Genomic DNA, 24379 nt, shown 5'->3' on the forward strand with positions numbered 1-24379 from the left:
GTCACCAGGCCCGCCCTCCCCGGCGGGCTTTTTTGTTGCGTCATTGTTTCTTGAAACCGGGGTCAGACCCCGAGTTTTGGAAACATTGTTTCGTTAGCGTCATCACGCCGTCACATCGTCCCGCTACGCTCCGCGTCGTTGCATTTTCAACCAACTTAACGACGAGCTAACGATGAAGAAACAGATCAAGGCCGCCATGGTGGCGAGCCTGGCGCTGGCGCCGCTGGCGATGGCACAGCAGGTGGCAACGGCGGTGGCGGCGATGGAAAGTGGCGCCGTGGAGGCGAACAGCGAGGCAGCCGCGGCGGCGGCCGGGCCGATGGCGACGGTGGAAGTGGCCACGCGCCGCACCCGCTCCTCGGTGGCGCTGCGGGGCGATGAAATCCAGAAGATCCTGCCCGGCACCAACCCGCTGAAGGCGCTGCAGACGCTGCCCGGCGTCAGCTTCCAGACCGCCGACCCGTGGGGCAACAACGAGCAGAACCTGTCGCTGTTCGTGCACGGTTTCTCGGGCCAGCAACTGGGCTACACGATGGATGGCGTGCCGCTGGGCGACCAGCAGTACGGCAACTACAACGGCTTATCGCCACAGCGCGCGGTGATCTCGGAGAACGTGCGCGGCGTGGTGCTCTCCTCCGGCGCGGGCGACCTGGCCACTGCGTCCACCAGCAACCTGGGCGGCACCATCGAAACGTTCTCGTCGGATCCGCTGGCCGAGCGCAACCTCGCCGTGCAGCAGACCCTGGGCAGCCACGACACGTCGCGCACTTTCCTGCGATATGACAGCGGCAAGTTCGGCGACAGCAGCGTCTACGTCTCCGCCATGCACCACGAAGCGCGCGCATGGGACTTCCATGGCCGCCAGGGCGGCGACCAGGTCAATGCCAAGTTCGTCAACGACAACGCCGCCGGTCGCCTCACCGTCTTCTTCAACTACAGCGACAAGATCGAGCCGAACGAAGACAGCACCGTCCACTCGGCCACCGAGAAATACCAGCCGTATACCCGCCCGTTCCTTTATCCCGATTTCCAGACCGCGCTGAACTACCTGTCGCCGACCGGCGCCACGCCGGCGGCCGAAGGCAACAACTACCGCAACTACTACAGCGATGCGCAGCGCGAGGATTACCTGGGGTACGTGAAGTACGACTGGCACCTGTCGGACAGCACCACCTGGTCGAACCAGCTCTACTACCACTACGACGATGGCGTCGGCGTCGTCGCCGGGCCGATCGGCGTGGCCGGCCTGCCCGCGCTGTTCGCCGTCTACTACCCGAACCAGAACCTGAAGCAGGTATTCGGCAACTCGGGCTACGCCACCCGCACCACGGAGTACCAGATCAATCGTACCGGCTGGCTGTCGACCCTGCGCACCGAGATCGGCGACCACACGATCCAGGGCGGCCTGTGGTTCGAGAAGAACGAATCGCAAGCCTACCGCCGCTGGTATGCGCTGGACGTGAACAATCCCAGCTCCCCCTACGACCGCCCGGAAAACCCGCTGATCACGCAGTACGGCAGCGAGATCGACAACAAGGTCGTGCAGTTGCACCTGCAGGATGAATGGCGCGTGCGTCCGGACCTGGTGCTGCAGGGCGGTTTCAAGTCCAGCCTGCAGTTCGCGCGCGGCATGATGCCGGTGCAGCCGAAGGCGGGTGCCATCGCCGGCGGCTCCACCGCGCTGCCGGAAGGCGATATCGACACGAAGAAATGGTTCCTGCCGCAGCTGGGCGCGCGCTGGGACATCACCGCCAATGACCAGGCCTTCGTCAACGTGCAGAAGAACATGCGCCAGTTCGTCACGTACGGCGGCGGCGGCGCGTCGCCATGGAGCCTGGCGAGCCAGTCCGCCTTCGACCTGTTCAAGTCCACCGCCAAGCCGGAAACCTCGGTCACCTTCGAGGCCGGCCTGCGCACCAGCCGCTCGCTCGATGCCGGCCCGCTGACCGGCTTCGACGGCCAGGTCAACATCTATCATGTGAACTTCAAGGACCGCCTGCTGACGATCAGCCCGACCCCGGTGATCTCGGCGATCATCGGCGGCAATCCGGTGCTGGCCAACGTGGGCAACGTGAAGATCGACGGCATCGACATGTCCGGCACGTTCCACTTCGGCCGCGCGTTCTCGTTCTACGACGCGATCTCGTACAACCGCTCGGAGTACCAGGACAACTACCTGAACGGCGCCACCACCGTGCCGACCGCCGGCAAGAAGATCCCCGGCAGCCCGGAATGGATGAACAAGTTCGTCGCCTCGCTGGACCTGGGCGGCACCGAGTTCCAGCTGAGCGGCGACTACGTCGGCAAGCGCCATGCGACCTACACCAACGACCTGTCGGTCGGCAGCTACTTCCTGCTCGGCCTCGGCGTGACCGGCAGGCTGCCGTTCCTCGACGGCGCCTGGGTGAAGAACGCGCGCTACCGCGTCAACGTGACGAACCTGGCCGACCGCCGGGGCGACCTGAACGTCGTCGTCGGCGCCGCCGATAAAACGTACAATACGTTCCCGATCGCCCCGCGGCAGGGCTTCCTCACGTTGATGGCGGATTTCAAATGACCGGACGATACCTTTCCCGCCGCGGCTTCATCGCGGCGGCCACGACAACCGCCGCCGCCAGCGCCGTGGGCCTGGCCGGCTCGCTGCTGCCCGCCGCGCAAGCCGCGCCGGCACGGCCGCTGGTCTTCGCCCACCGCGGCGCCTCGGCGCTGCGGCCCGAACACACGCTGGCCGCGTATGCGAAAGCGATCGCCGACGGCGCCGACTTCGTCGAACCCGACCTGGTGTCGACGAAAGACGGCGTGCTGGTGGCGCGCCACGAAGCATTCCTGGCCGAGACGACCGACGTGTCCGACCGTCCCGAATTTTCCAGCCGCCGCGCGCGCAAGACAATCGATGGCGAAACCCACGAAGGCTGGTTCGTCGACGACTTCACGCTGGCCGAACTGAAGACGCTGCGCGCCATCGAGCGCATCCCGGCATCGCGCCCCGGCAGTGCCGAATACGATGGCATGTTCCAGGTGGTGACATTCGAGGAAGTGATCGACTTCGTGGCTGCGCAGTCGGCCACCATCGGCCGCGTGATCGGCCTGGTGCCGGAGCTGAAGCACTCCACGTATTTCGCGCGCGCCGGCCTGCCGCTGGAAGAGCGTTTCATGGCCACGCTGGCGGCGCACGAGTACACGCGCCGCGCGCCGGTCGAGATCCAGTCGTTCGAAGTGGCGAACCTGCGCATGCTGCGCGAGAAGCTGGGCAAGCGCGCCAACCTGCGCCTGATGCAGCTGGTCGGCGTCGGCGCCGTAAAGCCGAGCGACGTGGCCGCCGCCGGCGGTTCACTCACCTACGCGGAGATGGCGACGCCGGCCGGCCTGCGCGACATCGCGCAGTACGCCGACGTGTTCTCGCCGCCGACCCGCGCGCTGATCCCGTTGAGGAAGGATGGCAGGCTCGATGCGCCGACGTCGCTGGCGGCCGATGCCCGCGCGGCCGGGCTGCGGCTGGAAACATGGACGTTCCGGCCCGAGAACCGCTTCATCGCGGCCGATTTCCGCAACGGCGCCGGCGAGCATGCGCGCAACGAAGCGGGCTCGATTGCCGAGATGCGGCGCTATCTGCAGCTCGGGCTGGACGGGTTCTTTACCGACGATCCCGCGCTGGGCGTGAAGGCTGTCGCCGGCTGAGCAGGCCGTTGCCGGCGGCGCGCGCTTCGGTGCACGCGCCACCGGATTTTCCGTTTCCATGTACAGTCCTGCTTTGTTCAAAAGCGGAGTAAAAACATGAGCAACAAGGCACTCATCATCGGCAGCAGCGGCGTGGTCGGCAGCGCGCTGGCCGAACGGCTGCTGGCCGAAGGCTGGGAAGTGCATGGCGTATCGCGCGGCCGCACCGCGGGTGTGCCGGGCGTACGGCAGATCAGCGCCGACCTGACATCGCCCGACGTGGCGCAGGCGCTGGCCGGCGTCGACCCCAGCCATGTATTCGTCACCGCATGGTCGCGCCAGGCCAACGAGGAAGAAAACATCCGCGTCAACGGCGCCATGGTCAGGAACGTGCTCGACGCGGTCGGCCCGGCCGGCAGCGTGCGCCACGTGGCGCTCGTGACGGGCCTCAAGCACTACCTCGGCCCGTTCGATGCCTATGGCAAGGGCGCGGTACCGATCACGCCGTTCCGCGAGGAACAGGGCCGCCAGGACGTGCCGAACTTTTACTATGAACAGGAAGACCGCCTGTTCGACGCGGCGCGGCAGTACGGTTTTACGTGGAGCGTGCACCGGCCCCACACCATCATCGGTTTCGCGGTCGGCAATGCGATGAACATGGGGCAGACGCTGGCCGTCTATGCGGCGCTGTGCAAGCACACCGGCCAGCCGTTCGTGTTCCCGGGCAGCCGCCAGCAATGGGAAGGCCTGGTGGACATGACGGATGCGCGCCTGCTGGCGCGCCACCTGCAATGGGCCGCGACCAGTGCCGCGGGAGCGAACGAGGACTTCAATGTCGTCAACGGCGACGTGTTCCGCTGGCAGTGGCTGTGGCCGCGGCTGGCGGAATACTTCGGCGTCGAGGCGGCGCCCTTGCCGGTGGAGATCAGCCCGCTGGAGTCGCGCATGCACGACGCCCCCGCGCTGTGGCGCGACATCGCCGCACGGCACGGGCTGGCCGAAGCGGACGTGACGCGCCTCGCTTCGTGGTGGCACACCGACGCCGACCTGGGCCGCCCGATGGAAGTCATCACCGACATGACGAAGAGCCGCAAGGCCGGCTTCCTCGATTACCAGGGCACGCCGGAGGCGTTCTTCGAGCTGTTCGAGCGGTTGAAGCGGGAGCGGTTGATTCCTGGTTGATGCCCGTTGGCTTGCGGTGCTGGAAACCGGTGTCCGACACCAGCGCTCACACGCCGCGGGTCGATCGTCAGGCCTTCGGCAGCCCGGCCGCCAGGTCCAGCCACGGCTGCGGCTGCGGCTTGCCCCGCTCGCGCACGCCGAAGAAGGTGACCACCAGCTCGCCCTTGTCGTCGTAGAACTCCACCGACGTCACGCCGGCGCGCTGCAGCACGTAGCCGGTCTTGAGCGCCTTGTCGCGCAGGTGCAGGTTGAAGTCCGGGTCCAGCACATTGAAGTAGCCGCCCGCCTTCTCCACCTTGTTCACCTTGCCGCTGTAGATCTGCGTGACGGCGCCGTTGCCGACGAAAGCCATGATCGGCACCCCCTTCGCGGCGGCCTGCTCCAGCAGTTGCCGCACCGCCTGCGGCGCCACCCTGGTCGCCACGCCGGCCGGCGCCAGGCGCAATGCCTGCTCGCGCGACAGCTTGAATTCCGAGACGATGCGGTTGAACTGGTGCACGTCCGACATTTCTTTCCACGCCTGCTGGAATTCCTTCACGTCCACCGATGCGTCCGGCGTTTCGGCTGCCTTCGGCGCCGCGGCCACGATGGCCAGCCTGCCGTCCTGCTGCGGGTGGCGGAAGTCGGCCACCAGCTTGTCGAATACGGCAACCTTGGCTTCGTCCTTCAGGTACACCTTGTGCACGGCGGTACCGTTCTCGTCGAAGAACTGCAGGCTGCGCGACATGGCGCCATCCCTGCCTGGCTGGACCACGGCGAACGCATGCTTCCACTTCGTGAAGTGGAAGCGCAGGTCGATCGGTCCGCCCAGGTAGCCGCCGGCGATGTTCAGTTCGCGCGCTTCGCGTTCCGCATCCTTGGCACCGTCGTCTCCTTGCTTGGCGATGCGCGTGGCCTCGCCCGTGACTTCGATGACACCGTTCTCGTTGCGCGTCAGCGCCATCACCTTGCCCAGGTCCAGCGCACGGCGCATGATCTCGCGCGGCGCGTGGCTGCTGTCGGCCAGGCGCGTGACGGTCCTGCCGATGCCGGTGGCCAGCAGTTCGGCCTCGGAGACGCTGAGCTGCTTCGCGGCATCGCGGATGCCCAGTTTCGGCTGCTCGGCGCGCAGCGTGTTCCAGCGCTCGGCGAGCGTGGCGGCGCTGGCATGGCTCGAGGCCATGCCAAGGATCAAGGCGCCGGACAGCGCCAGCAGGCTGGTATAACGACGGTGGGTTTTCATGCTTTCTCTCCTCAGTAAATCACGTTGAGCGTGACGGCGGCGTAGCGCCCCGGTCGTGCCTGGCGCTCGATGTCGGCCAGCGTGGCGGCGGTGGTGCCGGCGACCAGGCTGCGCGACGATGCGTAGTCCCAGTATTTCTTGTCGGTCAGGTTGTAGATGCCGGCCGTGACGGCCGCATGCTTGCCGATGTTCCAGTACGCCGTCAGGTCCGCCACTGTGGCGCCGGGCACGTCGAAGCGCGCGCCGCTGACATTGGAAATCACGTCGGCGCCGGCCTGCTTGCCGCGCACGTTGAAGACCGACAGCGCCGCCCCTCCCCGCTTGGCGGGATCGTCCCAGGCCAGCGTGGCGCTGACCTTGCGCGGCAAGGTCGACGCCAGTTCGCCTTCGGCGCCCGTGTCGTGGTTGCGCGCCTTGCTGTGCTGCACGCCGGCACCCAGGTTGATGCTCGCGCCGCTCAGTGCGCGATACCATTCGCCCAGCGCGAAACTGGTGGAGATCTCGGCGCCCCAGGTCTTCGCCTCACCCACGTTCTCGGGACGGAACAGGCCCTGCGTGATGGTCGGGAAGTTGACCGGATCCGGCGGCTGCGTCGCGTACTCGATGAAGTTCTCGTACTTCGTGTGGAATACCGATGCGTCGAATGTCACGCCGCGCGCCGGGTGGCCGGAGAGTCCCAGTTCGAAGGCATTGCTGGTTTCTTTTTTCAGGCCGGCATTGCCGAGCACCGCGTAACCGTTGCCACTGGTGTAGCTGAACGAGTCGTAGGTGCCGGTCAGTTCGGCCGCGGTGGGCAGCCGCGTGCCGCGCGTGTAGGTTGCGTAAGCCATCAGCTCGGGGATGAATTTCCAGCTCAGCTTCAGGCTCGGCGTGAAGTAATCGTCCTTGCGTTCGCGCAGCTCCTTTTGCGCGGCCGGTACGGCCACCACGTAATCCTCGATATTCTTCGGATTCATTTCGCGCCAGTCATAGCGCAGGCCCGGTGCCAGCGTCAGGCCTTCGGCCAGCACGATGTCGGCGCTGGCGAAGGCCGCCAGCTTCGTCGTATCCGTATCGACCATGCGGTTCTTGCTGGTGATCTGGTGCACACCGGTGGCCAGCACCGTGCGGTCTTCGCGCCACGGCCGGCGCGTGTCGACGGTTTCCGCGCTGAGGCCATACGCCAGCTGGTGCGCGCCGAGCGCCTTCACGGCATGGCTGGCCAGGCCGCGGCTCTTGTTGAAGTAGCCCGTCTCGATCGAGCGGTCATAGCGCTGGCCCTGGGATACGTAGGGGCCGGTGGTGTGGTCGTCGACCTCCGCGTTCTGGGCATAGATGCGCGATTCCAGTTTGTCGAACAAGGCGGCCTTGCCGATGAATTCATGGTCGAGCGAGAAGCGGTTGCGCCGCGTTTCCGATTGCTGGCCGACGCCGGCGGGATACAGCGCGCTGGTCTTGTTGAGGTAGGCGCGCGTGTGGCTGGCCTGGTAGGCATCCACGGTGGCGGTCAGCTTGTGGCCGGCCAGCGGCGACCAGGCCAGCTTGGCCAGCAGAGCGTCGGAACTCCAGTCGTCCGGGTTGGCGACGGCGCTGCCTTCGGATTCGTATTCCTTGCCGTCGCGGTGCACGAACAGCGTGAGGATCTGCAGGCTGCCGGCCTGCGCGGCGCCAGTCAGCGCTTGCATGCGCATATTGTTCGAGCCGTCGTAGCCGAACTTGTAGTCGGCGTGGACGGGGCGGCCGGCGTCCAGGTAATCCTCGGGCGCCTTGGTGGTGAACTGCACCGCGCCGCCCAGGCCCGGCGTGCCGGGGCCGGTGCCGATATTGCTGGTCGTGCCGGAGATGATGTTCACTTCGCGGAACGTCTCCGGATCGAAGTAATCGCGGCCGATGCCGAAGCTGTTCAAGGTGGAGCCGTCGGGCTTCGGTGCCGCGTCGGGCAGCGAGATGCCGTCCAGGTCCATGCTGACGCGGTTGCCGTCGATGCCGCGGATGTTGAAGCCGGTGTTGCCGCTGCTGTCCCACACGCTGCCGGAGCCGCTCGCCGCGTTCGGCACGCTGACCAGCGGCGCGTAGCGGGCGATGTTCTGCATGTTCTGCGCCGCCTGGCGTGTCAGGTCGTCCGCCGTGACGGTCGTGGTGGTGCCGGCCTTCGCCGCGGTGGCGTCGCGCGCCGCGGTCACGGTGATTTCGCCAAGGGCCGAGGTGGCCGATGAGGGAGCAAACGAGGTGGCTTGTGCGTGGGCCAGCGGCGCCAGCGCGGACATCATCAGCGCCGGCAGCAGGCGCCGGCGCGCGGTAAGTGCATCCATGGTGTTCCAGTCAGGGAGTCAGTTGGAAGCTGGCGCCTGAAATGGAACAGGTGGCTGGCAAAGATCGCCATCTTAATGCGAATGATTCTTATTTGCAAGCAGAGAATGTTGCGAAATTGAATCGTTCACTTACTGCGCCGTACGTTCAGAACATACCGCGACGGCGTGGCCGATCCGCGACGGCGTGGCCGTCAACCGGCGATGGTTTCCCGCTCCGGCGTGGCGCTGATCTTGTGGATCGACAGGTCGGCGCCGTCGAATTCTTGTTCGGGATCGAGCCGCAGGCCGACGGCCACTTTCAGCACGCCGTACACGAGCGCGCCGCCCACGGTGGCGACGCAGATGCCCAGCAGGGTACCGGCGACCTGCGATATCAGCGACACGCCGCCCAGCCCGCCCAGTGCATGGCTGCCGAAGATGCCTGCCGCGATACCGCCCCAGGCGCCGCACAGCCCGTGCAGCGGCCAAACGCCCAGCACGTCGTCGATCTTCCAGCGGTTCTGCGCCAGCGTGAACATGATGACGAAGATCGCCCCCGCCACCGCGCCGGTCGCCAGCGCGCCGAGCGGGTGCATCAGGTCGGAGCCGGCGCACACCGCCACCAGGCCGGCGAGCGGGCCGTTGTGCACGAAGCCGGGGTCGTTCTTGCCGAGCACCAGCGCGGCCAGCGTGCCGCCGACGAGGGCCATCAGCGAATTGACGGCGACCAGGCCGTTGATCTTGTCCAGCGTCTGCGCGCTCATCACGTTGAAGCCGAACCAGCCAACCGCAAGGATCCATGCGCCCAGCGCCAGGAACGGAATATTCGACGGCGGGTGCGCCGAGATGCGGCCATCCCTGCCATAGCGCCCGCGGCGCGCTCCCAGCAGCAGCACGGCCGGCAGCGCGGCCCAGCCGCCCACGGCATGGACGACGACCGAGCCGGCAAAGTCATGGAACGGCGCGCCGAAGGTGTGCTCCAGCGTAGCCTGGATGCCGAGGTTGCCGTTCCAGGCAATGCCTTCGAAGAACGGGTAGATGAAGCCGACCAGCAGCGCCGTGGCTACCATCTGCGGATAGAATTTCGCGCGCTCGGCGATGCCGCCCGAGATAATCGCCGGAATGGCGGCGGCGAATGTCAGCAGGAAGAAGAACTTGACCAGGGCATAGCCATTGTTCGCCACCAGCGTATCGGTCGGCCCGAAGAAGTGCACGCCATACGCGATGCCATAGCCAACGGCGAAGTACGCAATGGCCGACACGCAGAAATCGACCAGGATCTTGACCAGCGCATTGACCTGGTTTTTCTTGCGCACCGTGCCCAGTTCGAGGAACGCGAATCCCGCATGCATCGCCAGCACCATGATGCCCCCCAGCAGGACAAACAAGGCATCGCCACCGCTCTTGAACGACTCCATCGACCGCCACTCCCCAATTAAGTGCAAAAGCACAAAGAGAGTGCAAGAACCGTGCCTTTCAGAACAATGAGGCTCGTCACTGGTGCGAAATATCAAACAAAGATACTTCGCACCCTTTCGATAACTCGACAGCACCGCCATGGTGCGTCCTGCGCCATTTTGGCGCCGAACAAAACTGGGGACGTACCCCTGTTTTACGGAAACTCTATCGCAGGGCTATCGACAGCCGAAACGGGGGACGTACCCCTGTTTACTGGCACTAATACGCATGGGCTATTGCTGGAAGTTTCCTGAAAACAGGGGTACGTCCCCAGTTTTCTCCCAGTTTTCAGCGAGCGGGTTTGGCGGGTTCGGCGGGGGGCGGTGGAGCGGGCGTGGCGCCGTCGCCCGGGATCTGGCCCTTGCGCAGGATTTGCACGTAGATTTCGTTCTGCTTGATCATCGACAGCTCGTAGCGCGCGCGTTCCTCGACGGCGCCGGTACCGTCTTTCAGGTCGCGCACTTCGGAGTCGAGCTTGGCATTGCGGCGCCGCAGTTCGTCGTTCTTTTCATGGGCGGCATCGACCTGCTGCTCCAGGTCGCCCACCCGGAGCCATCCGCCCTTCCCCAGCCATAAGGGATACTGAATCAGCAGCAGCAGTGCCGCCAGGGCGAGGGTAATCAGACGCATGGATATAAAAGAACCGGCCGGGAAGCCCGGCCGGTGTCATAGTGGTAAAGGATGCTGTGTTACTTCAGGGGCATTTTACTTGAGTCGCGTTGACTTCAAACGCATTTACTTCAAATTGTAGAATGCATCGCGGCCCGGATAGGAAGCGATGTCGCCCAGGTCTTCCTCGATGCGCAGCAGCTGGTTGTACTTGGCCATGCGGTCCGAGCGGGACATGGAACCGGTCTTGATCTGCAGCGCGTTCAGGCCCACGGCGATGTCGGCGATCGTCGAATCTTCCGTTTCGCCCGAGCGGTGCGAGATCACGGCGGTGTAGCCGGCGCGCTTGGCCATCTCGATGGCGGCGAACGTTTCGGTCAGCGTGCCGATCTGGTTGATCTTGATGAGGATCGAGTTGGCGATGCCCTTCTGGATGCCTTCCTTCAGGATCTTGGTGTTGGTGACGAACAGGTCGTCGCCCACCAGCTGCACTTTCTTGCCCAGTGCTTCGGTGAGGATCGCCCAGCCTTCCCAGTCGCCTTCGTGCATCGCGTCCTCGATCGAGATGATCGGGTACTTGTCGCACCAGGTCGACAGCAGGTTGGTGAACTCGGTGGCCGTCAGGGACAGGCCCTCGCCTTCCAGCGCGTACTTGCCGTCCTTGTAGAATTCGGAAGCGGCGCAGTCCAGGCCCAGCGCGATCTGCGTGCCCGGCTCGTAGCCGGCTTCCTCGATGGCCTGGATGATCAGCTTGATGGCATCTTCATGGTTCGCCAGCGACGGTGCGAAGCCGCCTTCGTCGCCCACCGCGGTGCTCAGGCCCTTCTTGTGCAGGATCTTCTTCAGCGTGTGGAACACTTCGGCGCCGTAGCGGATTGCTTCCTTGAAGGTCGGTGCGCCGACCGGGATGATCATGAATTCCTGGATGTCCAGGTTGTTGTCGGCGTGCGCGCCGCCGTTGATCACGTTCATCATCGGCACCGGCATCTGCATCGAGCCCGAACCGCCGAAGTAGCGGTACAGCGGCAGGCCGGCTTCTTCGGCGGCGGCCTTGGCGACGGCCATCGACACGGCCAGCATCGCATTGGCGCCCAGGCGCGATTTGTTCTCGGTGCCGTCCAGGTCGATCAGCGTGCGGTCCAGGAAGGCCTGTTCATTGGCGTCCAGGCCCATGATCGCTTCGGAGATCTCGGTGTTGATGTTCTCGCATGCCTGCAGCACGCCCTTGCCGAAGTAGCGCTTCGGATCGCCGTCACGCAGTTCGATGGCTTCGCGCGAACCGGTCGACGCGCCCGACGGCACGGCGGCACGGCCCATCACGCCCGATTCCAGCAGCACGTCGCACTCGACGGTTGGATTGCCGCGCGAGTCGATGATCTCGCGGCCGATGATATCTACGATTGCACTCATGTGTAGTCTCCAAAGTTGGGGGTAACAGGCAGGCGCGACGCTGGACTTCGCTGCAGGCATCGCTGCAGACATGGCTGCATGACGCTGTTTCACGCTGTTGCATTGTCCGGCGCGCAAAATTGCAGCAAGGGTAACAGAGGATGGCCATGTAGGGAAGCGCGGCGGCTTACTACAAAACGCAAAACGGGCCGCGCAGCCTGTAGCTGCGCGGCCCGTTTCAAAGGCAACGGACAACGATTATTCGAAGCTGTTCTCGAGGAAGCCGGACTTCTTGGTGATGCGATCGAGTTCGATCAGCGTGGACAGCAGTTCCTTCATGCGGCCCAGCGGCACGGCGTTCGGGCCGTCCGACAGCGCGGTGGCCGGCGTCGGGTGGGTTTCCATGAACAGGCCGGCCACGCCCACGGCCACCGCCGCGCGCGACAGCACGGGCACCATGTCGCGCATGCCGCCCGACGAGGTGCCATTACCGCCCGGCAGCTGCACCGAGTGCGTCGCATCGAACACCACCGGCGCGCCGGTTTCGCGCATGATCGCCAGCGAGCGCATGTCGGACACCAGGTTGTTGTAGCCGAACGAAGCGCCGCGCTCGCAGGCCATGAAGTTGTCTTCGTTCAGGCCCTTCGCCCTGGCGGCGGCACGGGCCTTGTCGATCACGTTCTTCATGTCGTGCGGCGCCAGGAACTGGCCCTTCTTGATGTTCACCGGCAGGCCCGACTGCGCGCACGCGTTGATGAAATCGGTCTGGCGGCACAGGAAGGCCGGCGTCTGCAGCACGTCCACCACCGACGACACGATCTCGATTTCCTCGATCGAGTGCACGTCGGTCAGCACCGGCACGCCCAGTTCGCGCTTCACGTCGCCCAGGATCTCCAGGCCCTTCTCCATGCCGGGACCGCGGTACGAGGTGCCCGAGGAACGGTTGGCCTTGTCGAACGACGATTTATAGATGTACGGAATGCCCAGTTCGGCCGTCATTTCCTTCATGGCGCCGGCCACGTCGAACGCCATCTGGCGCGATTCGATCACGCAGGTGCCGGCGATCAGGAAGAACGGCTGGTCGAGGCCGATGTCGAAATTGCAGAGTTTCATGCCGCATCTCCTTTCGGTTCGCCTGCCGCCTTGTGGGCCAGTGCTGCCTTGATGTACGACGTGAACAGCGGATGGCCGTCGCGCGGCGTCGACTTGAATTCAGGGTGGTACTGCACGCCCATGTACCACGGGTGCGCATTGTCGCCCGTGCGCGGCAGTTCCATGATCTCGCACAGGTCTTCGGTCGGCGTGCGTGCCGCCACCACCAGGCCCGCTTCTTCGACGCGCGACAGGTAATGGTTGTTCGCTTCATAGCGGTGGCGGTGGCGCTCGGTGACCACGCCGCCGTAGATGTCGTGCGCCAGCGTGCCCGGCTTGACGGCGCAGGCTTGCGCACCCAGGCGCATCGTGCCGCCCAGGTCGGAATTCACGTCGCGCTTTTCCACCTTGCCATCCTGGTTCTGCCATTCGTCGATCAGCGCGACCACCGGCTGGTCGGTCTGCGGTTCGAACTCGGTGGAGTTGGCGTTCGCCAGACCCGCCTTGTGGCGCGCGTATTCGATCAGTGCCACCTGCATGCCCAGGCAGATGCCCAGGTACGGCACCTTGTTTTCGCGGGCAAACTGCGCCGCGCGGATCTTGCCTTCCACGCCGCGCTTGCCGAAGCCGCCCGGCACCAGGATCGCATCGTATTTCGCCAGCGCTCCGGTACCGTTCGCTTCGATCTCTTCCGAATCGATGTACTCGATATTGACTTTGCTCTCGGTGTGGATGCCGGCGTGGCGCAGCGCCTCGGTCAGCGACTTGTACGACTCGGTCAGTTCGACATACTTGCCGACCATGCCGATCGACACTTCCGCCTTCGGGTGTTCCAGCGCGTGGATCAGCTTCGTCCACACGGACAGGTCGGCCGGAGCCGGGTCGATATCCAGCGCTTCGCAGATGATCGCGTCGAGGCCCTGGTCGTGCAGCATCTGCGGCACTTTATAGATGGTGTCGACGTCCCACACGGAGATCACGGCCCGTTCCTCGATGTTCGAGAACAGCGAGATCTTCGCGCGCTCGTCTTCCGGGATCTTGCGGTCGGCGCGGCACAGCAGCGCGTTCGGCGAAATGCCGATCTCGCGCAGTTTCTGTACCGAGTGCTGGGTAGGCTTGGTCTTCAGTTCGCCGGCGGAGGCGATGAACGGCACCAGCGTCAGGTGCACGAAGGCGCAGTTCTTGCGGCCGGCGCGCAGGCTCAGCTGGCGCGCCGCTTCCAGGAACGGCAGCGATTCGATATCGCCGACGGTGCCGCCGATTTCGCACAGCGCAATGTCGTAGCCTTCCGCGCCGCGGCGGATGTAATCCTGGATTTCGTTCGTGATATGCGGGATCACCTGGACCGTCTTGCCCAGGTATTCGCCGCGGCGTTCCTTGCGGATCACGGATTCGTAGATCTGGCCGGTGGTGAAGTTGTTCACCTTGCGCATGCGGGTGCTGATGAAACGCTCGTAGTGGCCGAGGTCCAGGTCGGTTTCGGCGCCATCGTCGGTAACGAAGACTTCGCCGTGCTGCATGGGGCTCATCGTGCCCGGGTCCACGTTGATGTACGGGTCCAGCTTGAGCATGGTGACTTTGAGGCCGCGCGATTCGAGAATAGCGGCGAGGGAGGCGGCGGCAATCCCCTTACCAAGGGACGACACGACGCCACCAGTGACGAAGACAAATTTGGTCATTGCGAGATCGGGCGCCGGAAAGGCGCCATGCGGGAAATTGAAATTATAGCTTAATTCGGCGGCTTCATCATCGGCAGGCGCCCTTGTTCCCCCTCTGCCGAGACGCGGCAATTGTGCGGGAACGAACAGACTATGGGGCTGCCCCGGCGGAAAATATCTTTATTTCAACAGGAGGCGACCATGAGTTTCGAACGCGATGGATACGGCAACTACGTGGACCAGGGACACCAGGGCCCAGGGCCGCGCCTGATGGGCGCCGACACGCTGATCGGCGATCACGTGCACAACATGCAGGACGAGCACCTCGGCACCGTGAAGGAAATCATGCTCGACATGCAGAGCGGCCAGGTAGCCTATGTGGTGATGGCATCCGGCGGCGTGCTGACGATCGGCGAAAAGCTGTTTGCGGTTCCGTGGGAAGCGCTGGCGCTGGATACGGCGAATCACCAGCTGCGCCTGAACATCGACAAGGATCGCATCGAGAACGCGCCCGGCTTCGACAAGGACCGCTGGCCCGACATGGCCAACAGTGCGTGGGCCGATGAAATCCACAGCTATTATGGCACCAGCGGCGGTACCGCCAGCCGCTCGAACAGCTCCATCAGTTCCACCGGTTCGCCGCTCGGGCACGATTCGGGCCGCGTACTGTGATGGCATGACGGGCCGGCAGCTCTGGTCCGTCACGCCCTTGCCGGTTGCGTCCTGCGCGGGCCGCCGGCTTCGGCCATAACCCGGCCGCAACGCGAGCTCCTTCGGGAGCTCGCGTCTCTTCATGCGCCCGATTTACCTGCTGCCACAAGCGCCGTCTTCCTGCACATCGTTTCTTCCCAGCGCATCGGCACGTCGACGATGCCGTCATGCTCGATCGGCTCGCCTGCCGGCTCGAAGCCCAGCCGCAGGTACAGGCCGGTGGCACGCCCCGCCGAGTTGACCGTGAAGCGCCCCGGGTTTCCCCTTGCCATGGCATCGTCGCGGGCCAGTTCCCACAGGCGCCGGCCGAGTCCCTTGCGATGCTGCGCTTCCTTGATGAACAGGTGGAACAGGTGGGTATTGTCGCGCACGGCGACGACACCGACCAGCTCGCCGCCCTGCAGCGCGACGTGGTAGCGGAAATTGTCCTGCCCGAGATAGCGCCGCTGGGCATCGATGCCGATATTGGCGATGAATTTTTCCGCTCCCAGGCCTTGCGGATGCACGGTCAGGTAGGGCAGCAGGCCGAGGATGAGCGAACCGATGGCGGGCGCATCGTCGACGGTGGCGAGGCGTATTGTCAGGTTGTCCATCGGCCAATTTTGCCAGCAAAGGCCGATGGAGGAAATGAGTGGCTCAGTTCACCCACACCAGGCGGCGCAGGAAGCGCATTGCCTCCCGGCCGTTGCCTTCCATGGCTTCACCGTATCGGGCGATGAAGTCGAACAGGCCCGATGCCGGCCGGGTCGCGTCGATCTTGCGGCAGTACAGACCGGTGTCACGGCGATCGAAGAACTCCAGTGGGTATTTGGGAGGATGCTGGAAGAACCATTGCAGGCTGAATCCTTTTCCAGCCGGGCACAGGCCGCTCATCGAACCGAGCGGCCCACTCATCTTCTCCGTCGGCGGCAGCAGGGTTTTTCCCTGGAACAGCGGCATCAGATGGCCCATCAGCTCGCCCCAGATACGGAAATCCGCATCGTCGAGCGGCACGGGAAACACCGTGCTGGCCTGGCGGGGATTGCCCAGCCACTCCATATCGTCATCGGTTTCCGCCAGGGCCGACAGGCGCATCTTCTCCGACGTTTTCAGGCCGGCGACGATCATTCCCTGAGCCCGCCGCATGTTCTCGGGATGCGCCAGCCGGATGGCATGGTTCGGCTTATTGGTGTTGCGATCGAGTTGATACGACAAAAGGATTTCGACCAGGGCCTCGGCGTAGTAGTGATAACTGAGTCCCCACAGGATATCGGTCTGGTCGAGGCGGATCGTGGCATTCAGCTTGTATTCGTTGGCGTAGTAATCCTCGTCTTCGGATGGCATGCCTACCGTCAGCTCGCCATCGCTCTTTGCGGGGAGCGCAAAGAAATAACGCTCGGAGATGCCGATCGTACCGTCGCCATTCAGGTCGCGCGCCCACGTGCCGGGAGCGATCAGCAAGCCATCGCTTGCCGAACTTATGCGGATCTTTTCCAGCATGCCGCGGCTCTTGCGCAGTTGCGCTCGCATATAGGCCAGTTGCTGCCGGATCGCCAGGGCCACCACCGCATCCGATGGCCTTTCCCGCTGCATCCGGCGCAGGCCCTGCTCGATGAACGTGCGGGTCTGCTGCACCAGCGCCACATCATTGCAGATGACATAGGCCTGTTGCTCCTGCACGGTGGCGGGAGCGCGGCTCGCCGCCGTGGCGCAGGTGTTTTCAAAGGCCGCCGTATTGGTGAGATCGGGATGGGCGGCCATGGCCGGGCCAAGACACATCGAGCACAGCAGCGTCGCTAAAATCTTGCGCATAGGAATCTCCGTAACGTTAGGTCTACGGAGGGTAGCGACAGCGTCCCCGGTGATTATTGCGTATGCGCAAGAAAAACGACTTGAGTGTCAGTCAGCCACGGTCCAGTCGACCACGCCCTGCCCCGCATCCCTTACTTCGCGCAGGCCATCGACGAGCCGTGCCAGCGAGGCATCGGTGACGAGCGCGCGCCCCGTCACGGGCTGGTAGCCGCCGTCGGCGGACGGGTACGCGAACGTGCAGTAGAAATTGAAATGCGGCGTGACGTAGTCATCGAAGCCGAGGATGACGCGCGTCTCGTCGAGCCCGCCGAACGGCAGCCCGCCGGCGGCAGGTGCGGTATGCGCGCCGATTTTGGCCAGCACGTCGTGCAGGTTATCCAGTTCCCCGTCGCGCATGGTCACCGCCGCCGGCAGCGATTCGCCGTTGCTGTCCACCATCGTGAATTGCACCGGCCACGCATCGGCCGACGACAGCTGGACCTCGATCCGCAATGATGTGATGATGCGCTCGTCCTGTACTGGCTGGTTCATGGGCATTTCCTCCTTGTGATGATGGTGATGGGTGTAGTTCCGCCATGCTACCTCAAGCCCTGCTCAACAGAAGTCCCGGCTGGACGTCGGCAGGCTGCCCAGCATCGGCGACAGGTCGACCAGCCGCTTGGCAACGAGGTGGCGCACGATGCCTTCCTGCTGCCAGACACCGTACACGCCCAGCAGCGAGGCGCCCAGCACCTCGCGCCGGAAGCGGTCGACGAGGTCGGGCCAGACGATCACGTTGACGTTGCCCGTTTCATCCTCGATCGTGATGAACAGCACGCCCTTGGCGGTACCGGGACGCTGGCGCACGGTGACGATGCCGGCGCCGCGCGCCAGCTGGCCGTCGGCGAAGGTGTTCAGCACGTCGGCCGGCAGAAAGCGCTTCTGCAGCAGTTGCGGACGCAGCAGCGCCAGCGGATGCCGGCCCAGGGTCAGCCCGTGCGAGCGGTAGTCGCCGACAATGTCATCGCCCTCGCTGGGCGCGCGCAAGGCCGGGCTTTCCTCGACGGGCTGGGTCGGCCGAAGCAGGTCCTTGTCCGGCACCGCGCCCACCGCTTCCCACAATGCCTGGCGGCGGTTGCCGGCCAGGCTGGCAAGCGCATTGGCGCCGGCCAGTACCTGCAGGTCGTGGCGATCCAGCTGCGCGCGGCGCGCCAGGTCGGCCACGCCGGCGAACGGCCGCAGCGCGCGCGTCTGCTCGATCCGTTCCGCCGCGTCGCGCCGCATGCCGCGCAGCAGCGACATGCCCAACCGCACGGCCGGCTGGCCGGCGTGCGTTCTCGCCCCCTGCACGGCCGGCTGCCCGCCCTGCTCTTTTTCCTCCAGTGCCGAATCCCAGCCGCTGACGACGATGTCGACCGGCCGCACTTCCACGCCATGCCGCTTTGCATCCTGCACCAGCTGCGACGGCCCATAGAACCCCATCGGCTGGCTGTTCAGCAGCGCACACAGGAAGGCGGCCGGTTCGTGGCACTTGATCCACGAGCTCACATAGGTCAGCAGCGCAAAACTGGCCGCGTGCGATTCGGGAAAGCCGTATTCGCCGAAGCCCTGGATCTGCTCGCAGATGCGGTGCGCAAACTCGATGTCATAACCCTTCGCCGTCATGCCTTCGATGATGCGGCCGCGGTATTTGTCCATGCCGCCCTTGCGCTTCCACGCCGCCATCGCGCGGCGCAACTGGTCCGCCTCGCCCTGCGAGAAGCCGGCGGCGATCATCGCCACCTGCATCACCTGCTCCTGGAAGATCGGCACGCCCAGCGTGCGTTCCAGCGCCGGCTTCAGGCCTTCCGGATAATCGATCAGCGTGGGGTCCAGGCGGCGCTGCAGGTAGGGATGCACCATGCCGCCCTGGATCGGGCCGGGCCGCACCAGCGCCACCTCGATCACCAGGTCGTAGAAGCGGCGCGGGCGCAGCCGCGGCAGCATCGTCATCTGCGCACGCGACTCGATCTGGAACACGCCCACCGTATCGGCCTCGCACATCATGTCGTAGGTGGCGGCATCGTCGCGCGGTACGTCCTGCATGCGGAATTCCTCGCCGCGCCGCACGCCGATCAGGTTCAGCGCGCGCCGCAGCGCCGACAGCATGCCCAGCGCCAGCACGTCCACCTTCAGCAGGCCCAGTTCTTCCAGGTCGTCCTTGTCCCACTGGATCACACTGCGGTCCTTCATCGTGGCATTCTCGATCGGCACCAGGCGCGACAGCTTGTCCTGGGCGATGACGAAGCCGCCCACGTGCTGCGACAGGTGGCGCGGGAAGCCCAGCATCTTCTGCGCCAGGCTGGCCCACTGGTTGGCCAGCGGCGCCTCGGGGTCGAGCCCGCATTCGGCGAAGCGGTTCAGCAGTTCATGCTTGCTGTCGAACCAGTGATGCGACTTGGCCACCTTCTCGACGATGGCCAGGTCCACGCCGAGCGCCTTGCCGGCGTCGCGCAGCGCGCTTTTCGGCCGGTAGCAGATCACGGTGGCAGCCAGCGCGGCACGGTGGCGGCCGTACTTCGCGTAGATGTACTGGATCACTTCCTCGCGGCGCTGGTGCTCGAAGTCGACGTCGATGTCCGGCGGTTCGTCGCGTTCGCGCGAGATGAAGCGCCCCATCAGCAGCGTGCTCTCGGCCGGATTGACCTCGGTGATGCCGAGGCAGTAGCACACGGCGGAGTTGGCGGCCGAGCCGCGGCCCTGGCAGAGGATTTCCTGCGCGCGGGCGAAACGCACGATGTCGTACACGGTGAGGAAAAAATACTCGTACTTCAGTTCGGCGACCAGCTCCAGTTCTTCCTCGACCTGCTTCTGCACCTTGGCCGGAATGCCGTCGGGGTAGCGCACCAGCGCGCCGGCATAGGTTTCCTGCCGCAGGTAGGAAGCGGGCGTGTGCCCCGCCGGTATCAGCTCGTTCGGGTATTCGTAGCGCAGCTCGTCCAGCGAGAAAGTGCATTGCCCGGCGATGCGCACCGTTTCCTCCAGCGCTTCGCGCGGGTAGACGTTGGCCAGCCGCAGGCGTGAACGCAGGTGCTGTTCGGCATTCTGCGCCAGCGCATAGCCGCATTCCGCCACCGGCTTGCCGAGGCGGATCGCCGACAGCGTATCGTGCAGCGGCTTGCGCGAGCGTACGTGCATGCAGACCTGGCCGGCCGCCACGACCGGCAGCCGGTGCTGCGCCGCCACTTCCTCGATGCTTTGCCGGTGGCCTTCGTCGAATGCGCGCTGCAGCAGCGTGAGTCCGAGCCAGGCACGCGTGCCGAACGTGGCGGCCATCCAGGCCGCCTGCGCATGCAGCCGGTCCACCTCCGCCGGTTCCCACACCGGATACGACGGCAGCAGGACCAGCAGGCAATCGGGCAAGCCGCGCAGGTGCGCGCGCTCGGGCGGCGGCGCCGCGAAGTCATCGGGCTGCAGCAGGTACTCGCCCTTGGCGGCGCGCGTGCGGCCCAGCGTGATCGTCTCGGACAGGTTGCCGTAGCCGTTGCGGTTCTGCGCGATGGCCAGCAGGGTCAAGGCTTCCGTGCCGTCGCGGTTCGTCAGGCGGAACCAGCTGCCGATGCGCAGGCTGTCATGCCAGCCTGCCTGTTTTGCTTCGCCATGGGCACGCACCACGCCGGCCAGCGAGCATTCGTCCGTGATCGCCAGCGCCGTGTAATCAAGCTGGATCGCCCGGGCCACCAGCTCCTCGGCATGCGAGGCGCCCTGCAGGAACGAGAAATTCGTCATGCAGAACAGCTCCGCGTAGGGCGGCAGTCCGATCGGTGGCGTGGCGGCGGGCATGGTGATGTTAATACTGTATAAACATACAGTATTATACTCTCCGGCCTGCGTCTCCCCGCCGCACGGCAGTCATTGCCCATACCAGAAATTCGCCGAAACGCGACACTAAAGCAGTGTGATTTGCAAAATTGTCACACTTGGGAAAGTGCTCATAGTTGATTTGTTAACGGGCCGATAGAATCGCCGCTTTACCTGTTCGGAGAAGCCCTTGTCCACGCTACGCCTAGCCGTCCTGTCCGCCCTGTACGGATCTTCCGCCCTTGTCTTCTCCCCCATCGCACTGGCGCAGGACACCCAGGGGCAAACGGCGGCACCCCAGCAGCCTATGCAGTCCGTGAGCATCGTCGGTTCGCGCCGCGCCACCAGTTCCGCCACCGATACCGTGGTACCGATCGACGTGATTCCCCTCACCGCCGCCGCCGAGAAAGGCGGCCAGTTCGACCTGTCGCAGACGCTGACCAACATATCGCCATCGTTCAACTCCACCCGCCAGTCGGGTGCGGACGGCGCCGACCTGGTCGATTCGGCCGCGCTGCGCGGCCTGGGGTCGGACCAGACGCTGGTGCTGGTAAACGGCAAGCGCCGCCACACCTCGTCGCTGGTGAACCTGTTCGGCGCGCGCAACCGCGGCAACACGGGCACCGACCTGAATGCGATCCCGATGCTGGCGATCCGCGACGTGCAGGTGCTGCGCGACGGCGCCGCCGCCCAGTACGGCTCCGATGCGATCGCCGGCGTGATGGACATCGGCCTGAAGAAAAGCCTCGGCTGCGAAGCCGTCACCGGCTACGGCCAGTACTCGGCCGGCGACGGCGAGAACTGGCTGGCCTCGGCCTACTGCGGCATCGCGCTGGGCGGCGGCGTGGTCGGCATCACCGGCGAATACCTGGACCGCGGCCGCTCCGACCGCTCCGAGCCGAACAACCCGCGCATCATCGGCGACTCCAAGACCGAGAACCAGACGCTGTACGTGAACGGCGAGATCCCCACCGGCGTGGCCAATGGCACGGGCAGGTTCTACTTCACCGGCGGCGTGCAGAAGCGCGACGCCTCGTCCGCCGCCTTCGGTCGCGGCGGCGTCGGCAGCGACGATATCCCCAGCCGCAATTCGGCGGCGATGTACCCGGACGGCTTCGTGCCCTTCATCAACGGCGACATGGATGACCGCACCGCGATCCTCGGCCACCGCGCCCGGCTGGGCGAATGGAATGCCGACATCTCGCAGACCTACGGCTACAACCGCCTGATGTACGACATCAGCAACACGCTCAATGCGTCGATCGCCAATGCCGACCTGCTGGGTGGCGGCCAGGGCATGAGCCCCGACCACTTCGACGCCGGCGGCTTTTCGTTCGAACAATGGACCACCAACGCCGACTTCGCGCGCTACTTCGACGGCGTGATGGGCAAGGGTTTGAACGTGGCATTCGGCGGCGAGTACCGCGTCGAGAAATACAAGATCTTCGCCGGCGAACAGGGTTCCTACGTGGACGCCGACGGCGTGGGCACGGGCGGCAATGCCGGCAGCCAGGGCTTCCCCGGCTTCCAGCCTGGCGACGTGACGAACGCGCGCCGCCACAGCACCGCGCTGTACCTCGACATGGAAGCCGATCTCACCGACGCGGCCAAGGTGCAAGGCGCGGTGCGCTGGGAAAAATACAGCGACTTCGGCTCCACCGTGACCGGCAAGCTGGCCGGCAGCTACCGCGTCGCGCCGGCCGCCCTGCTGCGCGCTTCGGCCAGCACGGGCTTCCGCGCCCCGTCGCTGCAGCAGGCGTTCTTCTCCTCGACCTTCACCGACTTCATCGGCGGCGTGCCGACCGACGTGGTGCTGGCACCGAACGGCGGCGCCGTCGCCCGGCTGGCCGGCATCCCGAACCTGAAGGAAGAAAAGTCGACCAGCTTCACGCTGGGCACGACGTGGACGCCGACCGATACGATCTCCGTCACGGCCGACCTGTACCACATCAAGATCCGCGACCGCATCGTGCTGTCCGGCCGCTTCGACGCCGACAACTATCCGGAACTGGCCGCGCGCCTGTCGACGCTGGGCGTGGGCCAGGCGCAGTTCTTCGTCAATTCGGTGGACACGAAAACGCAGGGCCTGGACCTGACCGCATCGCACCGCGGCACGCTGTTCGGCAACCGCCTGACCACCTTCCTGGCGGCCAATTTCTCGAAGACGACGGTGGAGGACATCCACGCGCCGGCTTCGCTGGCCGGCTATGAAGACGTGCTGCTGTCCGAACGCGAACGGCTGTTCATCGAACAGGGCGGCCCGCGCCGCAAGGCCACGCTGGGCTTCAGCTACGTGACCGGCCCGCTCGACACGGACTTCAAGATCATCCACTTCGGCCCGCAGACGCTGGGCACCTTCAGCGGCACCGCCGCCGGCGTGCCGAACCTGCATTACAAGGCCAAGACGTCGGCAGATCTTTCGCTGAGCTACAGCGTGAACCAGAACATCAAGTTCACCGCCGGCGCCAACAACATCTTCAGCGCCAAGCCGACGCCGCAAAATGCCGACGAAACCGACAACGGCTTCAAGTACGACAGCGTGCAGTTCGGCCTGAACGGCACATCGTACTTCGCCCGGCTGCACGTAAAGTTCTGACCACCAAAACTGGGGACGTACCCCTGTTTTTCTTTTGTCATCCGGCGCTGTGGTCAAGGGCTCGTGAATTGGCAGTCATCAGGATCGTATCGACTGTGAAACTGCCATCGTCTTCGATGGCGAAGTAGTCGCGCACTTCGGATGGCGCCCGCTGCTGCAGGGAGCGGATGGCCGCCACATGCGCCGGCGGGGTCTTCATCCGTTCCACCCAGGAGGCAAAGTCCAGGCGCAGGCGGAACCTGGCCGCCTCGCCAACGGAAAATCCCGCGGCGGCCAGCGCGGCGCGCCATTCGTCCGGCGATGCATTGCGAACGTGCGACGGGTCGCGCAGCAGTTCGAGGCTTTGCAGCCAGGTATCCAGCAACGGCGCGCCGGGCGTGGCGACGTCCATGAAGATGGCCAGTCCGCCGGGCTTCAATACCCGGTGCATCTGCGCGAGGCCGGCGGGAACGTCGCGCCAGTGATGGGCGCTGTACCGGGTCACCGCCACGTCGAAGGAAGCCGAAGGGCATGGCAGCGACTCCGCCGCACTGCATTTGGTCACCACGTTATCGAACCCGCGGCGCCCGGCTTCCTCGTCCACCACGCGCAGCATCGCTTCGGAGAGATCGCAGGCAACCACCTTGCCCACCAGCGGCGCCAGGCGAAAGGCGGCATGCCCGCCGCCACAGCCCATGTCCAGCGCGATCGCCTCCGGACGCTTGCCGACGAGGCCGACCATCCGTTCCAGGTCCTCGCCTTGCGCATGGACCGCGCTGGCGAGATAGGCGTGCGCCTGTGGACCGAACTGGCTGTTCACGTTTTCATTGTGGCTATGGATGCTCATGGATGCACTCATGGGTGAATGGTTGGGAAGGCCATTGTGCGCACGCCACTTAACTGGTACAAGATGGCTATTTATCCTGGTATAAATGCTGCCACCCGG

At 65.1% G+C, this 24379-nt stretch carries 17 protein-coding genes; 5 read left to right on the forward strand and 12 right to left on the reverse strand.

Translation table 11 applies throughout. The features are described from left to right. Positions 1–172 precede the first annotated feature (172 nt). From ACY34H_RS24490 to ACY34H_RS24500, 3 genes are all read left to right on the forward strand, one after another. Positions 173–2557 (forward strand): TonB-dependent receptor, encoded by a 2385-nt coding sequence (locus ACY34H_RS24490; protein WP_464980076.1) that lies wholly within the window; start codon positions 173–175, stop codon positions 2555–2557. Continuing rightward, on the forward strand, positions 2554–3678 hold the full coding sequence (locus tag ACY34H_RS24495; RefSeq protein ID WP_464980077.1) for a glycerophosphodiester phosphodiesterase: 1125 nt from the start codon (positions 2554–2556) through the stop codon (positions 3676–3678). Before ACY34H_RS24490 ends, ACY34H_RS24495 begins: the two co-directional genes overlap by 4 nt. A 96-nt stretch (positions 3679–3774) precedes the next feature. Further along, on the forward strand, positions 3775–4839 hold the full coding sequence (locus ACY34H_RS24500; RefSeq protein ID WP_464980078.1) for an SDR family oxidoreductase: 1065 nt from the start codon (positions 3775–3777) through the stop codon (positions 4837–4839). Between the two features lie 67 nt (positions 4840–4906). Here ACY34H_RS24500 and ACY34H_RS24505 read toward each other — a convergent pair whose 3' ends face one another. From ACY34H_RS24505 to ACY34H_RS24535, 7 genes are all read right to left on the reverse strand, one after another. Next, positions 4907–6061 (reverse strand): hemin-degrading factor, encoded by a 1155-nt coding sequence (locus ACY34H_RS24505; protein ID WP_464980079.1) that lies wholly within the window; start codon positions 6059–6061, stop codon positions 4907–4909. A gap of 11 nt (positions 6062–6072) precedes the next feature. Then, positions 6073–8352, reverse strand: a complete 2280-nt coding sequence (locus ACY34H_RS24510) for a TonB-dependent hemoglobin/transferrin/lactoferrin family receptor (RefSeq protein WP_464980080.1) — start codon at positions 8350–8352, stop codon at positions 6073–6075. Positions 8353–8543: 191 nt separating this feature from the next. Further along, entirely contained in the window at positions 8544–9749 is a 1206-nt protein-coding gene (locus ACY34H_RS24515; RefSeq protein ID WP_464980081.1) for an ammonium transporter, read from the reverse strand. Between the two features lie 328 nt (positions 9750–10077). Further along, complete coding sequence (gene ftsB, locus ACY34H_RS24520; protein WP_464980082.1) at positions 10078–10419, reverse strand: cell division protein FtsB; 342 nt, start codon at positions 10417–10419, stop codon at positions 10078–10080. Between the two features lie 105 nt (positions 10420–10524). Then, positions 10525–11808 carry a phosphopyruvate hydratase gene (gene eno, locus ACY34H_RS24525; protein WP_464980083.1) on the reverse strand — a complete coding sequence of 428 codons (1284 nt, stop codon included), beginning with the start codon at positions 11806–11808 and terminating at the stop codon, positions 10525–10527. A 237-nt stretch (positions 11809–12045) separates the two neighbouring features. After that, positions 12046–12900, reverse strand: coding sequence for a 3-deoxy-8-phosphooctulonate synthase (gene kdsA / locus ACY34H_RS24530; RefSeq protein ID WP_464980084.1), 855 nt, complete (start codon positions 12898–12900; stop codon positions 12046–12048). Then, a complete protein-coding gene (locus ACY34H_RS24535; protein WP_464980085.1) occupies positions 12897–14558 on the reverse strand; it encodes a CTP synthase in 1662 nt (553 codons plus the stop codon). Before ACY34H_RS24535 ends, kdsA begins: the two co-directional genes overlap by 4 nt. Before the next feature lie 180 nt (positions 14559–14738). Here ACY34H_RS24535 and ACY34H_RS24540 point away from each other — a divergent pair, with 180 nt between their 5' ends. Next, positions 14739–15209, forward strand: coding sequence for a PRC-barrel domain-containing protein (locus tag ACY34H_RS24540; RefSeq protein ID WP_464980086.1), 471 nt, complete (start codon positions 14739–14741; stop codon positions 15207–15209). Between the two features lie 119 nt (positions 15210–15328). On the opposite strand, the gene ACY34H_RS24545 is transcribed toward ACY34H_RS24540, so the two are convergent. The 4 genes from ACY34H_RS24545 to ACY34H_RS24560 all read right to left on the reverse strand — a co-directional run bounded on the left by ACY34H_RS24545 (position 15329) and on the right by ACY34H_RS24560 (position 20840). Further along, complete coding sequence (locus tag ACY34H_RS24545; protein ID WP_464980087.1) at positions 15329–15841, reverse strand: GNAT family N-acetyltransferase; 513 nt, start codon at positions 15839–15841, stop codon at positions 15329–15331. A 43-nt stretch (positions 15842–15884) separates the two neighbouring features. After that, positions 15885–17039: a hypothetical protein gene (locus ACY34H_RS24550; protein ID WP_464980088.1), complete on the reverse strand. Its 1155-nt coding sequence runs from the start codon at positions 17037–17039 to the stop codon at positions 15885–15887. Positions 17040–17126: 87 nt separating this feature from the next. Beyond that, positions 17127–17570: a hypothetical protein gene (locus ACY34H_RS24555; RefSeq protein WP_464980089.1), complete on the reverse strand. Its 444-nt coding sequence runs from the start codon at positions 17568–17570 to the stop codon at positions 17127–17129. A 63-nt stretch (positions 17571–17633) separates the two neighbouring features. Then, on the reverse strand, positions 17634–20840 hold the full coding sequence (locus ACY34H_RS24560) for an error-prone DNA polymerase (protein ID WP_464980090.1): 3207 nt from the start codon (positions 20838–20840) through the stop codon (positions 17634–17636). A gap of 208 nt (positions 20841–21048) precedes the next feature. Between ACY34H_RS24560 and ACY34H_RS24565 the strand changes: the two genes are divergently transcribed. After that, the gene (locus ACY34H_RS24565; RefSeq protein ID WP_464980091.1) at positions 21049–23454 is read left to right on the forward strand and encodes a TonB-dependent receptor plug domain-containing protein; all 2406 of its coding nucleotides are present in this window, start codon (positions 21049–21051) and stop codon (positions 23452–23454) included. 37 nt (positions 23455–23491) lie between these two features. Here the strand turns inward: ACY34H_RS24565 and ACY34H_RS24570 are convergent, their stop codons facing one another. Continuing rightward, positions 23492–24280, reverse strand: coding sequence for a class I SAM-dependent methyltransferase (locus ACY34H_RS24570; protein WP_464980092.1), 789 nt, complete (start codon positions 24278–24280; stop codon positions 23492–23494). Between the last annotated feature and the right edge of the window lie 99 nt (positions 24281–24379).

Source organism: Pseudoduganella sp. jia 9 (genome assembly GCF_055502615.1).

What these genes read in the sequence shown, in the direction of transcription:
- ACY34H_RS24490 (WP_464980076.1), top strand. Translation starts at nt 173, where the DNA reads ATGAAGAAACAGATCAAGGCCGCCATGGTGGCGAGCCTGGCGCTGGCG.
- ACY34H_RS24495 (WP_464980077.1), top strand. Translation starts at nt 2,554, where the DNA reads ATGACCGGACGATACCTTTCCCGCCGCGGCTTCATCGCGGCGGCCACG.
- ACY34H_RS24500 (WP_464980078.1), top strand. Translation starts at nt 3,775, where the DNA reads ATGAGCAACAAGGCACTCATCATCGGCAGCAGCGGCGTGGTCGGCAGC.
- ACY34H_RS24505 (WP_464980079.1), bottom strand. Translation starts at nt 6,061, where the DNA reads ATGAAAACCCACCGTCGTTATACCAGCCTGCTGGCGCTGTCCGGCGCC.
- ACY34H_RS24510 (WP_464980080.1), bottom strand. Translation starts at nt 8,352, where the DNA reads ATGGATGCACTTACCGCGCGCCGGCGCCTGCTGCCGGCGCTGATGATG.
- ACY34H_RS24515 (WP_464980081.1), bottom strand. Translation starts at nt 9,749, where the DNA reads ATGGAGTCGTTCAAGAGCGGTGGCGATGCCTTGTTTGTCCTGCTGGGG.
- ftsB (WP_464980082.1), bottom strand. Translation starts at nt 10,419, where the DNA reads ATGCGTCTGATTACCCTCGCCCTGGCGGCACTGCTGCTGCTGATTCAG.
- eno (WP_464980083.1), bottom strand. Translation starts at nt 11,808, where the DNA reads ATGAGTGCAATCGTAGATATCATCGGCCGCGAGATCATCGACTCGCGC.
- kdsA (WP_464980084.1), bottom strand. Translation starts at nt 12,900, where the DNA reads ATGAAACTCTGCAATTTCGACATCGGCCTCGACCAGCCGTTCTTCCTG.
- ACY34H_RS24535 (WP_464980085.1), bottom strand. Translation starts at nt 14,558, where the DNA reads ATGACCAAATTTGTCTTCGTCACTGGTGGCGTCGTGTCGTCCCTTGGT.
- ACY34H_RS24540 (WP_464980086.1), top strand. Translation starts at nt 14,739, where the DNA reads ATGAGTTTCGAACGCGATGGATACGGCAACTACGTGGACCAGGGACAC.
- ACY34H_RS24545 (WP_464980087.1), bottom strand. Translation starts at nt 15,841, where the DNA reads ATGGACAACCTGACAATACGCCTCGCCACCGTCGACGATGCGCCCGCC.
- ACY34H_RS24550 (WP_464980088.1), bottom strand. Translation starts at nt 17,039, where the DNA reads ATGCGCAAGATTTTAGCGACGCTGCTGTGCTCGATGTGTCTTGGCCCG.
- ACY34H_RS24555 (WP_464980089.1), bottom strand. Translation starts at nt 17,570, where the DNA reads ATGAACCAGCCAGTACAGGACGAGCGCATCATCACATCATTGCGGATC.
- ACY34H_RS24560 (WP_464980090.1), bottom strand. Translation starts at nt 20,840, where the DNA reads ATGCCCGCCGCCACGCCACCGATCGGACTGCCGCCCTACGCGGAGCTG.
- ACY34H_RS24570 (WP_464980092.1), bottom strand. Translation starts at nt 24,280, where the DNA reads ATGAGCATCCATAGCCACAATGAAAACGTGAACAGCCAGTTCGGTCCA.